Here is a 13,736-nt window from a genome sequence, read left to right as displayed (position 1 = left end):
TACATATATGCACAACAAAAAACTGCCCTCCATTTAAATAAGAGAGCAGTTCATAAAAATTATTCTTTTAATCCTAGCAAGTCATCAATAACCTTTACAACTTGGTCGGCATACTTTTCACATTCGTCAGCAGTTGGAGCTTCAACCATGACACGAACAAGCGGCTCTGTACCAGAAGGTCTTACAAGAACGCGTCCTTGTCCAGCAAGTTTCGTTTCTACTGCTTTAATCTCATCTAGAATTACTGGGTTACTTAATGCTTCCGTTTTATCGGTAACTCTCACATTTTTTAATACTTGCGGGAAGATTGTCATTTCACTAGCAAGCTCGGATAAAGGTTTGCCGGTTTCTTTCATGACATTCACAAGCTGGATTGCCGATAGCATGCCATCTCCTGTTGTGATGTAATCAAGGAAGATAATGTGGCCGGATTGTTCTCCACCAAGGTTATAACCCCCATTACGCATTTCCTCCATCACGTATCGGTCACCAACTGCAGTTTTATCACTTCGCATGCCGTTTTCCTCAATTGCTTTATAGAAACCAAGATTACTCATTACCGTTGATACAACTGTATTTTTCTTGAGTAGTCCTTTTTCATTCAAATGTCTCGCACAAATAAACATGATTTGATCGCCATCAACAATATTCCCTTTTTCATCAACTGCAATGAGACGATCACCATCTCCATCAAATGCAAGACCAATATCTGCACCTTTTTCCGCAACAAATGCTTGCAGTTTTTCTGGGTGCGTGGAACCTACTCCGTCGTTTATATTGAGTCCATCTGGGGCAGATCCAATTGAAAAAATATCTGCTTCCAGGTCAGCGAACAAGTGTGTAGCTAAACTAGATGTCGCTCCATGGGCACAGTCAATTGCGATTTGAAAGCCTTCAAAATCATTATCAATTGTATCCTTCAAATAGGAAAGATACTTTTGTCCGCCTTCGAAATAATCGGTGACAATACCAACACCAGCACCTGTAGGACGAGGTAGGGTATCTTCTGTGTCCATTAGCTTTTCAATCTCTGCTTCTTGCTCATCTGTCAATTTAAAGCCATCTGGTCCAAAAAATTTAATTCCGTTATCCTCAACAGGGTTATGCGACGCTGAAATCATAACACCAGCCTGTGCACTAGTTGCTTTCGTTAAATAGGCAACACCTGGTGTCGAAATTACTCCGAGTCGCATTACTTCTGCGCCGATGGATAAGAGCCCTGCTAATAAAGCTCCTTCCAGCATATGGCCTGAAATTCGGGTGTCACGTCCGATAACAACGCGAGGTCTTTCCATTCCATTCGTCAAAACGTAACCACCATAACGTCCTAGCTTGTATGCTAATTCTGGTGTTAGATCCTTATTGGCTACGCCTCTCACACCATCCGTTCCAAAATATTTTCCCATTCGTTACCTCTCCTTTAACTTACATCCAATTCAGCTATCTGCTTACAAATGATTTCATTACTCAGGTTCCACTTCGCTAATCTCAATTGTAGCTTCTTCAAATTCTCCAGTAATCGTTATATTATCAGTATCTGGCCCTTCAATCGTAATTGGAACTTGATGCTCTCCAGGCTCCAGATCACTTAAATCAATGAATATACGAATATCCTCAGCTGTTAGTTCTTTTATATCGGCTTCGTCACCCGTAACCGTAATATCCATTTCGGCGGCATCAGGTTCAACAAAAGTAACTGCTTGGCCACTCGTCAGCCCTTCTTCTTCAATTGTTAGTCCTTCCAAAACACGTGTCTGTTCTACATCGACTGTTACCTCAATTGTTTCCATATCGGGAACATTTACACCTTCCGGTAATGACAGTTGCGCGTCTATTGTACCAGATTCGGTGATTTCGGATAAATCAATTGCCTCTGTCTCAAGTTCAGAAATTCCTTCAAGTACTTCACTCGTGGAGAAAACCTCCACCTCATCTACATTAGCAGAAATAGAATTTAATGCATAACCTTCTGGCAGTTCTCCTGTTGTCTCGACTGATACAGGTACCGACTTACTTGGGTTATCAACTTCGGCTGATATTTGTATATTCTCTGGTTCTATTCGGACTGTTAACTCATTCCCCTGTGTATCATACACATTTACAGGCAGCTCGCGATTATTTATTGAACTATCCAGTCCTTCTAAATTAACATAGGCCTTAACAATACCGATTTGGTCAATAACGGACCTTGAGCTTGTAATCGTAACTGTAGGTGGGTCGAGCGTATAATCAACCAGCTCGTATCCAGGTGCCATTTTGTCTTCATTAATAAAATCAGCAACAACAGCAAACTCTTCGCTCGCTCTTTCTTCAATCGTAACCTCAATCGTCTTTGGCTCGATAAAGACAGTAAGATCATTGGAGATATTGTGCTCCAATTTCACCTCGTGATCGCCTTCTTCTAATCCTTGCAAGTCAACATACACATCAAAATTACGTTGAAAAATAAGGGGGGTCAGGTTTCCAGGATTCCCCTGCAAGCTAACCGTAACAAACTCTGGTACACCACTAACCACATAATTTGCTTCATCGATTCGTATTTCGACCGGAACATCATCAAGTGTTTGTGTTTGTTCAGACCTACCAGAAAAAGTTGGATCAGAATGTGAAGAATTAACTGTAACATTCACAAATATATACAAGAACACCGCAAAAGCTAAAGAAGCAAGTCGGACAAACCATTTACTCTTAAACCAATTATCCATTCTTGTTCCCCCTTCGTTTCCACGACTTTTTCTCAGAAGCCTTTTGATTTAGGGATAAATGGGCTTCTAACATCGTACGAAGATTGTCCTGATCAATATCTCGGTGAAGTTCTCCGTTCTTTGTACAGGAAACTGCACCTGTTTCCTCTGAAACAATAATTGTCAATGCATCGGTAACCTCACTGATCCCCATTGCTGCACGGTGCCTCGTCCCTAGCTCCTTCGAAATAAATGGACTTTCTGATAAAGGAAGATAACAAGCAGCTGCGGTGATTTCCCCTTCTTTAATGATGACAGCACCATCATGCAAAGGTGTATTCGGAGTAAAAATATTTGTTAGCAACTGATGCGTCAATTTTCCATTAATCGCAATACCTGTTTCAGCATAATCACCAATACCTGTCTCCCGCTCAATCGAAATTAATGCACCAATTCGACGTTTCGCCATGTAGCTACACGACTGTACTATCGCATCGATTTCTTGTTGCATCTTTTCCTCTTCTGACTTTACACTCCGAGCAAAAAGGTTTCCCCGGCCAAGCTGCTCGAGTGCCCTCCGTAGCTCCGGCTGGAATAAAATGATGATTACAATTAAACCCCAAGAAATGGCTTGATTCGTCAGCCATTGCATGGTTTGTAAATTCAATAATATACTCAAAAGCCAGACCACAAGTACAACGGCAATCCCTTTTAAAAGCTGGATTGCTTTTGTACCTCTAATCAGCATCATTAATTTATATAATACATACCAGACGAGAGCTATATCTACGCCTATTCTTAGCAGATCTATTACATCGAATCCCCCATCAAGCATGTGCACACATCCTTTTGCAATAAAAATTTATTCTAATTATACGCTCAACTAAAACAAGCACGCTTATGTAGCTTGATTTTCAAAAGATAGGAACGTTATCTATTATAACACAATATTGCTAAAACATATTACTTTAGGAAGGCAAAAACCCAGATAAGATTTCCCACCTTACCTGGGTTTATTTTAACATGTTTAAAAGGAAAAAACGCCACTAAAAAAGCTCTTCAGTTGATACCACATCCATTCAAACATCTGATCAACTGTTTCTAATTCGCCATTGACGCCGCCAGCTGAAGCCATGAGTCCATCTCCATTTAGCGTTTCATCATCGCTTATCAGCTTTCCATTCACTAATGTCACATTCCCATCAATTGTACCTTTAATTAGCAATTTCCCATTTTTAACAAGTACGTCACCCGGAACGGTTACTCCTTCTGGTACAATTACCGTATCTCCTTGAATGACTAGTTCTTCTTGTTTTGAGACAACTAATTGACCATCCTCACTCCAAGAAGCAAACATTCCAGTCATCATTAATACGAAGAATATTGCTGCAGCGGTGAGTACCGGGTGCGTTTTAAACCATCGCTTATAGGTTACACGTTTCTTCTCGGTCGGAAGTCTATCCATGACTTTCTGCGTGAAGTCGTTAGGCGCCGCGAAATGCTCCGCACTTTTAATCAATGTAATCGTACGCTTTAGTTCATGGAAATGATGTTGGCAAGCTTCACAAGTTTCCAGATGTGTCCTTAGCTGTATCTCTTCCTCCTTACAAAGATCACCGTCCAAATATTTATGCATCAATTCAACCGATTCTTTATTACATTTCAAGTGTTTCACACTCCTTTACACATGACGAAGCCTTTTTCTTAAAGCTTCTCTCCCACGATGAATACGGGTTTTCACCGTTCCTAAAGGTATATCTAAGATGTCGCTTATTTCTTGTAGGGAAAACTCTTCCAGGTAACGCAACATAATAATGCTTCGATATTTCACTGGAAGCTGGGAAATTTCGTGATGAATATAGCGTTGTAATTCTAAGCTTTCAACTTGCTCACCAGGTAGCCGCTCCTCGCTCGCCAGCTGGGAATACATATCCAACCCTTCCGTTCCTCTGATCTCTGCATCCAGATAATAATCTGGCTTTCGTTTACGGATCCGGTCGATTGTCAAATTCGTCGCAATCCGATACAACCATGTAGAAAACTTTCTGCGATCATCAAACGAATGGATATTCACATATGCACGAATAAAAGCCTCTTGCGCCATATCCTCTGCTTCATGTGCATTACCAAGCATCCGCAAACAATGCTGGTATATCTTATCTTGATAAAAGGAAACGACATCCGCGAATGCAGATTGATCTCCTTTTTTAACTTGTTTTATTTTTTCTATTATAAATTGATCCATCAGGTTACCTCCGCTTACTATGCGGTACTTGTTATACGATTATCTAGCAAAAAGGTTTCAAACTTTATTTAACAAAAAGTATAAAACATTCCTACCTGCACTGCATAGTCCCACTAAGTCATGTGCCCCAAGGCTTGGCAATTATCGAACTCATCTAAAGTAATCGTACAAATAATATTTTATCAAAAAGACACAAAATGTTCACAGACGTTTACTGTTGCAATAATTCGGGTATTTTTCTATTATAGTATACTAGATAGGAGGACAGAATTGTGAATAAAGATCATTTAATTGAAAAAATTGAAGAATGCCGCGAAGAAATGATTTCACTTTCTATAACACATGACCTGACTTCTGAAGCTGTTATCGCATCAAGTGTTAAGTTAGACCAATTAATTAATACGTATCAAAAGCACTACTAGATAAAGATGATACAAATAGGGTAAAAAAAGACATCAAAGTGCTCTCCATCGGAGCAGGAAATGAATGTCTTTTTTATTTGGGCAAAAATTAAATATAAAGTGATCAAATTCCCCATCTATTCTATTATAATATTAGCGCCATATTGATACGATTGTAGGCTTAAGGCTTTAATGCCTGCCTCCTCCCAAGCTTTCATCAATTCATCAGCTTGTTGTTTCGATGGCATAAAAGCAATACCACAATCTCCTCCGCCGGCTCCTGAAGGCTTACCCGCTCCGCCCAAGGACTCTGCCAAATCACATAGTGTGCCGAGCAAGGGCGTTTCAACCGGTGTATCCGCATCCTTACCAACAGTTGCTAACGCCACTCTATTTTGTTTTACACCTTTTAATAAAAGCTCCACATCAGCATTCTCCATCCCTTGCAAAAATTGATCTACTGCCAATTTACTTGCATTCAAAAAGCGCTGGAAGGCTTCTGGATTATCTGATTTCAATTGTAAAATTCGGTCGACAAGCTTCGAGGTCGATGCTGGCTTACCAGTCCAACCTACACAAAAATAGACATTTTTCGGCATTTGTATCGATTTTGCGTCATAATACGTCCATGTGCTTTCTACTAAATCTGTTATTGAATTTCGATTCTTATATGCATCCAACAGCCACTCTGCTTGAAACGATGCATATTGCAGCATGCCGCCAAAGGATGAAGCAGCAACGTCTGCGCCTGAACCATTTCCTTGTGTTTTCACATGAGAAATAGCCGCAAGTCTAAAAACAAGCTCTGATGCAGGCTTTTCTACATGGAATTTATTAAGTATAGCCGTGATTACAGATGTTACAACCGCTGCACTTGACCCTAGCCCATATTTAATACCAGACCTGTCATCCAATTCGCTGCGAATCGCTAAGTGGAACTTTCCCGGTTGGACATTATTTTCTTTTAAGTATGTATAAACAACCGTCATTGCATCACATACGAATTGCGTTCTTTTGTCATCCGAATGGATTTTCACTTCCTCCGCTTCGTACGACCATTCCAATTCCTCGAGGTCGAAATCATGCAATGTTAGCGTGTTTCTTTCACTTTGTTCAATTGAAGCATAAACAAACCGGTCTACAGCTGTAACCGCTAGTTTTTGATATGGCTCAAGAACAGCAAATTCTCCGGCAATCATTAATTTCCCTGGTACTTTTATAGTCATTGATGTATTATCCAAGACGTTCCAACCCCTAAAGATAGCTTATTCCCTGCCCTGGTTTACTTAAAATCACATCCGAAACACCGGATATTTCAGAAAGTCTTTGCTTAACACGTGCTTCATCCTCCGGCAAGTAAAGGACTTTGACATTTGGTCCAGCATCAATCGTAAAATATGCTGGAATTCCATCTGCTCGCATGTCTTGAATGGCATGCATCACACGCATTGTCGTATCATGCCAATACGTGAATGGAGGGTTCGCAGCTAGTGTCGTTGCATGCATCTTGAGGCAATTTGCCTCAGCAATACTTCCTGCTTTCTCAAAATCTTTCCCTTCAATTGCTTCCTTTATTTGTTTCAAGTCGTTTGGAATACTATCTATCCAGCCTGAATAAAACGGAGATGTCTCCACCGTTCGCTTCATCCCAGCACGACTCGAGACTTTTTTCATTGTAGACGAAAGGACAACAGCAGCAACACGAACATCCCAATGCCGGGCTGGAGCAATCGGAACAGCAAACGAATCCGAACCATCTGCTTGTTCACCCATTTCCCATTCTGCAAAACCGCCATAGATAGAACGACAAGCCGATCCCGAACCTTGACGTGTAAGACGGGATAATGCTTGATCATCCAAATCTAATCCGATTGCTTTTGTACCCGCTGCCGCTAGTGCCGCAAAACCAGAAGCGGATGAGGCAAACCCAGCTGCAGTTGGAACATCATTGATTGAATTCACTTTAGCATATAACTGTTCTTTTCCTGCAAGCTGGCGGATCAAATCAAGGAATTTCGTCACGCGACGGAATGCCTCACCCTCTACAAGCTGATTATCGAGCATAAATAGATCTTCAGATAAACCCTCCTGAAAAGCTACAGTAGTTGTTGTTGAAAAGCCATCCAATGTTAGGGAAAGACTGCTGTTAGTAGGTAAAATCAGCCGTTCATCACGCTTTCCCCAGTATTTAATTAAAGCAATATTTGTATGTGCTTTTGCTGTAGCTTTCATCGTTTTATCTCCCTTGTCTCTCTATTCTTCCTATTTCTGCTTTTTCAATACAAATGGCCACACTGCTGTCGCGCCATACTTTCTTAGCTTCTCTGCAAGCAATTTCGAATGTACTTCATTTTGGGCAAGCGCGATAATGCAGCCACCGTTGCCCCCGCCTGTTAATTTGGCTCCTAAAGCTCCTTCTTTCCGAGCAAAATAAATTAATTTATTCAAACCAGCATCACTAACGCCAAGTGCTTCTAATTCCTTTTGCGCTTCATTTAATAGATGTCCAAGGAAATGTTTACCCGCACGCTCTAGTGCATGCTTTGCTTGATGGGTTAATTCACCAATTCGATCCATTTTTCGCTGAATTCGCTTCGGTGCTGACTTGAGAAGCCTCGCAACGGATTCTACGGATGTACGTGTGTCACCAACTCTTCCAGAGTCAGCAACAATAAAGTGAAAATCCTCTCCAAGGTCAATGTAATCAATTGGGTTTTCTTTCTTATACCAAACTGGAGAACGAGATGTAATGGTGAGCGTATCAAGCCCGCTTGGAGCCCCATGTGCATACGTCTCCGCTACATTTGCAAGCTCCAACAGCTCGACGTCCGTACATTCTCGGTCAGCAAAGTCAAATAATGACCGAATCACAGAGATTGCAACAGATGCACTCGAGCCTAACCCTTTTCCAGGCGGAATAGAGGAATTAATTCGAATCAGCAGGTCTTTACAAGGGATTTGTAAATATTCTAGCGACGCTTCAACACACTGGACGATTCCTTGTAAGGATTCCGGCGCTAAATGTAATGGTCCATGGTAAAAAGAACTATCCATTTTAACCGACCCTGGTACACGTTCAATAACTGTTTCAACACCAATTAATGGAAATGGAATGGCAATTGCTGGTTGTCCGTGTACAACCGCATGCTCTCCAATCAAAATTAGCTTACTATGAGCTATACCAATAGCTGTTTTTTCTGAAGTTGTTACTTTTTCTGCACTCATTTTGTATACTGTTCCACCAATTCTTTAGCTTTTCCGACACGGATTTGTTTTTGTTCAACTAGTTGTTCTGCAATGATATCGATCATCTCCCCAGTAGCTCCTGCCGCGATCGCAACAGAGCGAGAGTGTAAAGCCATATGGCCCTTTTGGATACCATCAGTAGCTAATGCCTTCAAAGCTCCGAGATTTTGCGCCAATCCAACTGCCACAATCACTTGGGCAAGCTCTTTGGCTGATTCAATGTGCATCATAGATAATGAAAGCTTCGCTAATGGATGCACTCGTGTTGCTCCACCGACTGTTCCAATAGCCATCGGTAATTCAATTTCTCCAACCAAATTACCTGCTTCATCCTTTGACCAAGTTGTCATCGAGCCGTAGCTGCCATTCCTTGCAGCATATGCATGGGCACCAGCTTCCACGGCTCTCCAATCGTTCCCAGTCGCAATAACAACCGGGTCAATTCCATTCATAATACCTTTATTATGCGTAACAGCACGATACGGATCAGATGCAGCAAATTCAAACGCATGGATCACCCCATCACGTACTTCCTCCCCAGAAAAATCACCTGTTGCAAGTAATGCAGGAGGGATAACACATCGTGCCCGTGCCAAACATTCATCGGCATAATTTGACAAAATTCGTAAATAGACTTTTCCATCCGTTAATTCTTCGACAATTGGTGCAATTGATTCAACCATTGTATTGATGATATTCGCTCCCATTGCATCACACGTATTGATATGCATATGCATGACGAGCATCTGACTATAGGCAGAATCCGCTGCTTCATTCAGAATACGAACATCCATGTCTTGTGCACCGCCACCACGAGCAACAATACTTGGGTAAGCTGCGTTTGCTGCTTGGATTAGTGTTTTCTTTGCATGAAGCACTGCTTGCTTTGCAGCTTGAAAATCAGAGCAGCCAACTACTTGAATTTGACCAATCATCACGCGTTCCGTTGCCTCCGTTTGGAATCCACCGGCACTTCTGACAATTTTAGCGATATGGCTGGCAGATGCAATAATAGAAGCTTCTTCAACAGCCATCGGCACTATATATTCTTTCCCGTTTATAAGAAAATTCAACCCCAACCCCAACGGAAGTTGAAATGTTCCAATCACGTTCTCTATCATCTTATCTGCAGTTTCTGTAGATAGAGGTTCTTTCCTATATAGATTATTCCATTCTTCCGGAGAAAAATGGTAATTATCTTTTAAAAGCTCTCGTCGTTGTACAACAGACATATTATAGAAACCGGGGATTCTGGAAGATTTCATCCTGGATCATCCTTTAATATTGATTATATAAAAAAACAATACTTCAATCGTTACATTTTTCATTGAATAAATTATAACACGATATCGTAGTTTTTTTCATTAGAAGCTACCTGCTCCCATTGCCAAAAAATGCTACGCTAAAATTAAATTCACTGTATCTATTATGTTAAAAATTCACATAAAATGCAAATAAACAAGGTAGTATGCATCTATCACAACGACCTTGTTTATTTTATCTCTGCTGTATATAATCCAATATTGGATAATGTTAAAATGATGAGCCATGAAGGATTCGAACCTTCGACCCTTTGATTAAAAGTCAAATGCTCTACCGACTGAGCTAATGGCTCATGTAGAAAACGAAATGTGTTCGTTAGAGCTAGCTTGTAAATAACCCTAAAATGTAAGTTCAAATGGAGGATGAAAAGGACCAAGAATTTCGAGGCGGTGCAGCTTTGAGCAACGGAACGTATGCAATTAATACGTGAGTAGCGGAAAAGCAAACCAACGAAGAAATTCGACGTGTCATTTTTACCGGACTATTTGAACAATCCTAAAAAAATAAAAAATGGCTGGGCTACTAGGATTCGAACCTAGGGTACACGGGATCAAAACCCGATGCCTTACCGCTTGGCTACAGCCCAACAATACAAATGGTGGAGGGGGGCAGATTCGAACTGCCGAACCCTGAGGGAGCGGATTTACAGTCCGCCGCGTTTAGCCACTTCGCTACCCCTCCATATTATGAACCATTTCTTTAATCTTATACCGAAAAATGGTGCCGGCCAGAGGACTTGAACCCCCAACCTACTGATTACAAGTCAGTTGCTCTACCAATTGAGCTAGGCCGGCAAATGGTGGAGGATGCAGGGCTCGAACCTGCGACCCCCTGCTTGTAAGGCAGGTGCTCTCCCAGCTGAGCTAATCCTCCATATTGGTGACCCGTACGGGATTCGAACCCGTGTTACCGCCGTGAAAGGGCGGTGTCTTAACCGCTTGACCAACGGGCCATACTTTGGTTTCAAGTCAGCTATAACGACAACTTTGAAACACCCTGTCGCAGACTGACGAATTTTATTATAACCAGGAATGAAATGTTTGTAAAGGGTAAATTTGATTTTTTTTACGTTTTTTTATAAAAAGTCGCAACACCCCTTATATATTAAGGTTTCCAAGACAATAAAAAGAATATTACAAACGGAATTTATGCTAGATTATGCTAGATATTGTAAGAAGTTACTCGGATTTTTATTTTAGTTTCATCACCAGGTCCTAATAGGTTATAATAGAAAAAAGATATTTTGATGGAGGTTTATTATGTCAAATCTACTGCAAGGAAAAAACGTTGTTATAATGGGTGTTGCCAATGAAAGAAGTATTGCTTGGGGAATTACAAAATCACTTCATAATGCTGGAGCAAACTTAATTTTTACAAATAGACAGGAACGTTCACACCAAAAGTTGGTTAAATTATTGGAACAAAACGATATCGAGCCAAAGCTAGTCGTTTCCTGTGATGTTGCTAGTGATGAAAGTATTCAAGAAGCATTCCAAGAGATTAAAGAAAAAGTAGGCGTTATTCATGGTCTAGTACATTCAGTTGCATTCGCAAAACGCGAAGAATTAAAAGGAGAATATGCGGACACTTCCCGAGATGGTTTCTTAATAGCACAGGAAATCAGTGCTTACTCACTTGTTGCCGTTACGAAAGCAGCAAAAGAGTTGATGACCGAAGGCGGAAGTATCGTAACACAATCGTATCTAGGGTCTGAACGTGTTATTCCAAACTACAATGTCATGGGTGTTGCAAAAGCTTCCTTAGAGGCAAGCGTCCGCTACCTAGCAGAAGATGTAGGTAAATATGACATCCGCGTTAACGCTATTTCTGCTGGTCCAATTCGTACATTATCAGCTAAAGGTGTATCCGGCTTTAACGAAAAAGCAAATGTTATTGTAGAAAAAGCACCACTTCGTCGCAATGTCGATCAAGATCAAGTTGGTGACGCAACTTTATTCTTTATTAGTGATCTTTCACGTGGTGTGACAGGTGAAGTACTTCATGTTGATTCTGGATTCCATATTATTGGTGGCTAAAACGGAGAATGAATTGCAAGCATATAGCTTCTAGAGGTATAAGCGTCATTCTATTTATAGCGTTTCATAGCCGTAACTATCCTTCGTGATAAATAAAGTCGCATAATTTTTATGCTTTCTTAATTAAATGTAATAAGACGCTTTGCTATCAGCCCATGATTCAAAGCGTCTTTTTAACTTTTAGAAAGGATGGATATGGATGAAGGAATGGTTTGGAACCTTAGATGGCGAGCCCTTTACGGCGTTCGGAACAAGTCATATTACGATAATTCTCATCTATTTTATTGTATTGCTTACGCTCATTTTCACGTACAAAAAAATCAATAAAAAACAGTACCACACTTTACGGTGGGTTTTATTTAGCATATTAATATTAGCGGAACTCTCCTATCAAGTATGGGCAGCAACCAATGGCATTTGGAGTATGAAGGAGCAACTACCACTTCATCTATGCAGTATCGCCAGCATAGTAGGAGCAATTGCACTTATAACACAACATAAAAAGTTAATTACGATTACATTTTTTATTGGATTTATTCCACCTTTTCTAGCACTGCTCACACCAGAGCTTCCATACGATTTCCCAAATTTTCGTTTCTTTATTTTTTTCATCCATCATATTACGATTTCTTTCGTTGCACCACTATTTCTAGTTCTCATAAATGATGTCCAATTAACGTTAAAATCCACGTTTGAAGCGTATGGTTATTTATTAGTATACGCAGGTATCATTGGTTTTTTTGTTAATCCTAATATAAAATCCAACTATTTATATCTTGCAAATCCTCCAAGCACAAGCAGCCCGCTTGATTTACTTGGTAGCGGGGCGAACTATTATCTTCAGTTAACTTTACTGGGTCTTGTTGTGTTTATCGGGCTTTATTATTTTTACCGAATCTGTCGGAAGGGGCTTTCTTAGCAGTGTTATGAGAGCTTTTTAATTGATCTTGGATTTCTTCTATATTAATTCTCGTTTTTTCAAGGCGCTCTACCTTTTCTGTTCAAAGCTGTTATTTTCGCAACGTTGCTTATATATATTTCTTTGGATATCAGCCCCTTTGCAACTCCAATTGTTTCATACTTCTTCCATTGTTCGAAACCAAGCTTGCCTCCTCATCAAAATTTGAATTTGGCAATTACAGCACTTATCCAATTCTTCTTTCGACAACTTCATAAATTCTTCAAGTACTTGCGTTTTCTCTCACCGGTAATTATTTACTTTCACTCATACTTGTTTCGATTTTCCACTGGACTTTCTAAGTCTTTTTTCAAATAAGATAGTACTTTCCTAACGAAGCGCAACATTTATGCTTTAATTATATAAGGAGAGGAGGGAAACAATTGAATTTAGAACGGACACTTTACCAAGCAGCCACCGAATTAATTGTCAAGAGATACCCCACTGGCTGGGGTGGTGCTGCGGCGATGTATACAGATGATGGAGAAATCCTTACCAGTGTTGCACCTGACGTTATCAACGCTTCCACTGAATTATGTATTGAAACCGGCGCGATTTTAGAGGCTCACAAGCTAAATACAAAAATCACCCACAGCATCTGTGTCGTAAGGGATGATGAAAATAGCTCATTTAAAACATTAACTCCTTGTGGGGTATGTCAGGAAAGACTATTTTATTGGGGACCAACGACGAAAGCCGCAATCACTACAACAAGTGGAGATATCACTTTTAAAGCACTTGCTGAAATTCAGCCTTTCCATTGGTATAAGGCATATTGTGAGGATTGATGATCGTTCAGGAGCTGCATCCCACGATAAAAAACATTAAACAACAAATTTCTCA

Annotated in this window: 13 protein-coding genes and 6 tRNA genes; 4 read left to right on the top strand and 15 right to left on the bottom strand. The window is 40.4% G+C overall.

Going from position 1 to position 13,736, the window contains the following annotated elements; all coding sequences use genetic code 11:
* Positions 1-59 precede the first annotated feature (59 nt).
* The 5 genes from glmM to sigW form a co-directional block, all read right to left on the bottom strand.
* Positions 60-1,406: a phosphoglucosamine mutase gene (gene glmM / locus MHH64_RS03920; RefSeq protein WP_303449352.1), complete on the bottom strand. Its 1,347-nt coding sequence runs from the start codon at positions 1,404-1,406 to the stop codon at positions 60-62.
* 57 nt (positions 1,407-1,463) lie between these two features.
* Entirely contained in the window at positions 1,464-2,705 is a 1,242-nt protein-coding gene (locus MHH64_RS03915; RefSeq protein WP_095312986.1) for a CdaR family protein, read from the bottom strand.
* Entirely contained in the window at positions 2,698-3,519 is an 822-nt protein-coding gene (gene cdaA / locus MHH64_RS03910) for a diadenylate cyclase CdaA (protein ID WP_095312984.1), read from the bottom strand. The genes MHH64_RS03915 and cdaA overlap by 8 nt, the downstream gene beginning before the upstream one ends.
* A 192-nt stretch (positions 3,520-3,711) precedes the next feature.
* Positions 3,712-4,350, bottom strand: a complete 639-nt coding sequence (rsiW, locus tag MHH64_RS03905; protein WP_118890159.1) for an anti-sigma-W factor RsiW — start codon at positions 4,348-4,350, stop codon at positions 3,712-3,714.
* A 15-nt stretch (positions 4,351-4,365) separates the two neighbouring features.
* Positions 4,366-4,929, bottom strand: a complete 564-nt coding sequence (sigW, locus tag MHH64_RS03900) for an RNA polymerase sigma factor SigW (protein WP_095312980.1) — start codon at positions 4,927-4,929, stop codon at positions 4,366-4,368.
* A 272-nt stretch (positions 4,930-5,201) separates the two neighbouring features.
* Between sigW and MHH64_RS03895 the strand changes: the two genes are divergently transcribed.
* Positions 5,202-5,351 carry an aspartyl-phosphate phosphatase Spo0E family protein gene (locus tag MHH64_RS03895; RefSeq protein ID WP_095312977.1) on the top strand — a complete coding sequence of 50 codons (150 nt, stop codon included), beginning with the start codon at positions 5,202-5,204 and terminating at the stop codon, positions 5,349-5,351.
* A gap of 116 nt (positions 5,352-5,467) precedes the next feature.
* Here MHH64_RS03895 and MHH64_RS03890 read toward each other — a convergent pair whose 3' ends face one another.
* The 10 genes from MHH64_RS03890 to MHH64_RS03845 all read right to left on the bottom strand — a co-directional run bounded on the left by MHH64_RS03890 (position 5,468) and on the right by MHH64_RS03845 (position 10,851).
* A complete protein-coding gene (locus MHH64_RS03890; RefSeq protein WP_340002711.1) occupies positions 5,468-6,571 on the bottom strand; it encodes a phosphomevalonate kinase in 1,104 nt (367 codons plus the stop codon).
* 13 nt (positions 6,572-6,584) lie between these two features.
* On the bottom strand, positions 6,585-7,562 hold the full coding sequence (mvaD, locus tag MHH64_RS03885) for a diphosphomevalonate decarboxylase (RefSeq protein WP_340002710.1): 978 nt from the start codon (positions 7,560-7,562) through the stop codon (positions 6,585-6,587).
* 30 nt (positions 7,563-7,592) lie between these two features.
* Positions 7,593-8,555 (bottom strand): mevalonate kinase, encoded by a 963-nt coding sequence (gene mvk / locus MHH64_RS03880; RefSeq protein ID WP_340002709.1) that lies wholly within the window; start codon positions 8,553-8,555, stop codon positions 7,593-7,595.
* Positions 8,552-9,841, bottom strand: a complete 1,290-nt coding sequence (locus MHH64_RS03875; RefSeq protein ID WP_340002708.1) for a hydroxymethylglutaryl-CoA reductase, degradative — start codon at positions 9,839-9,841, stop codon at positions 8,552-8,554. The genes mvk and MHH64_RS03875 overlap by 4 nt, the downstream gene beginning before the upstream one ends.
* Before the next feature lie 277 nt (positions 9,842-10,118).
* A tRNA-Lys gene (locus tag MHH64_RS03870) sits at positions 10,119-10,191 on the bottom strand.
* 219 nt (positions 10,192-10,410) lie between these two features.
* Positions 10,411-10,485: transfer RNA gene (locus MHH64_RS03865), tRNA-Gln, on the bottom strand.
* Positions 10,486-10,495: 10 nt separating this feature from the next.
* Positions 10,496-10,580 (bottom strand) — tRNA-Tyr (locus MHH64_RS03860).
* A gap of 37 nt (positions 10,581-10,617) precedes the next feature.
* A tRNA-Thr gene (locus tag MHH64_RS03855) sits at positions 10,618-10,693 on the bottom strand.
* A gap of 3 nt (positions 10,694-10,696) precedes the next feature.
* Positions 10,697-10,772 (bottom strand) — tRNA-Val (locus MHH64_RS03850).
* Between the two features lie 4 nt (positions 10,773-10,776).
* Positions 10,777-10,851 (bottom strand) — tRNA-Glu (locus tag MHH64_RS03845).
* Positions 10,852-11,158: 307 nt separating this feature from the next.
* Between MHH64_RS03845 and fabI the strand changes: the two genes are divergently transcribed.
* The 3 genes from fabI to MHH64_RS03830 all read left to right on the top strand — a co-directional run bounded on the left by fabI (position 11,159) and on the right by MHH64_RS03830 (position 13,681).
* Positions 11,159-11,935 (top strand): enoyl-ACP reductase FabI, encoded by a 777-nt coding sequence (gene fabI / locus MHH64_RS03840; RefSeq protein ID WP_118890154.1) that lies wholly within the window; start codon positions 11,159-11,161, stop codon positions 11,933-11,935.
* A 199-nt stretch (positions 11,936-12,134) separates the two neighbouring features.
* Complete coding sequence (locus MHH64_RS03835; RefSeq protein ID WP_340002707.1) at positions 12,135-12,854, top strand: TIGR02206 family membrane protein; 720 nt, start codon at positions 12,135-12,137, stop codon at positions 12,852-12,854.
* A 422-nt stretch (positions 12,855-13,276) separates the two neighbouring features.
* Complete coding sequence (locus tag MHH64_RS03830; RefSeq protein WP_340002706.1) at positions 13,277-13,681, top strand: cytidine deaminase; 405 nt, start codon at positions 13,277-13,279, stop codon at positions 13,679-13,681.
* The last annotated feature ends 55 nt before the right edge of the window (positions 13,682-13,736 follow it).

Source organism: Oceanobacillus sp. FSL K6-0127 (genome assembly GCF_037983385.1).
GTDB lineage: Bacteria > Bacillota > Bacilli > Bacillales > Amphibacillaceae > Oceanobacillus > Oceanobacillus profundus.
Note: the sequence above shows the minus strand (reverse complement) of the source record. Positions and strands in the feature narration are given on the sequence as shown.

Bases quoted from the DNA above. Each gene is read 5' to 3' on its own strand.
- glmM (WP_303449352.1), bottom strand. From the start codon at position 1,406: ATGGGAAAATATTTTGGAACGGATGGTGTGAGAGGCGTAGCCAATAAG.
- MHH64_RS03915 (WP_095312986.1), bottom strand. From the start codon at position 2,705: ATGGATAATTGGTTTAAGAGTAAATGGTTTGTCCGACTTGCTTCTTTA.
- cdaA (WP_095312984.1), bottom strand. From the start codon at position 3,519: ATGCTTGATGGGGGATTCGATGTAATAGATCTGCTAAGAATAGGCGTA.
- sigW (WP_095312980.1), bottom strand. From the start codon at position 4,929: ATGGATCAATTTATAATAGAAAAAATAAAACAAGTTAAAAAAGGAGAT.
- mvaD (WP_340002710.1), bottom strand. From the start codon at position 7,562: ATGAAAGCTACAGCAAAAGCACATACAAATATTGCTTTAATTAAATAC.
- mvk (WP_340002709.1), bottom strand. From the start codon at position 8,555: ATGAGTGCAGAAAAAGTAACAACTTCAGAAAAAACAGCTATTGGTATA.
- MHH64_RS03875 (WP_340002708.1), bottom strand. From the start codon at position 9,841: ATGAAATCTTCCAGAATCCCCGGTTTCTATAATATGTCTGTTGTACAA.
- fabI (WP_118890154.1), top strand. From the start codon at position 11,159: ATGTCAAATCTACTGCAAGGAAAAAACGTTGTTATAATGGGTGTTGCC.
- MHH64_RS03835 (WP_340002707.1), top strand. From the start codon at position 12,135: ATGAAGGAATGGTTTGGAACCTTAGATGGCGAGCCCTTTACGGCGTTC.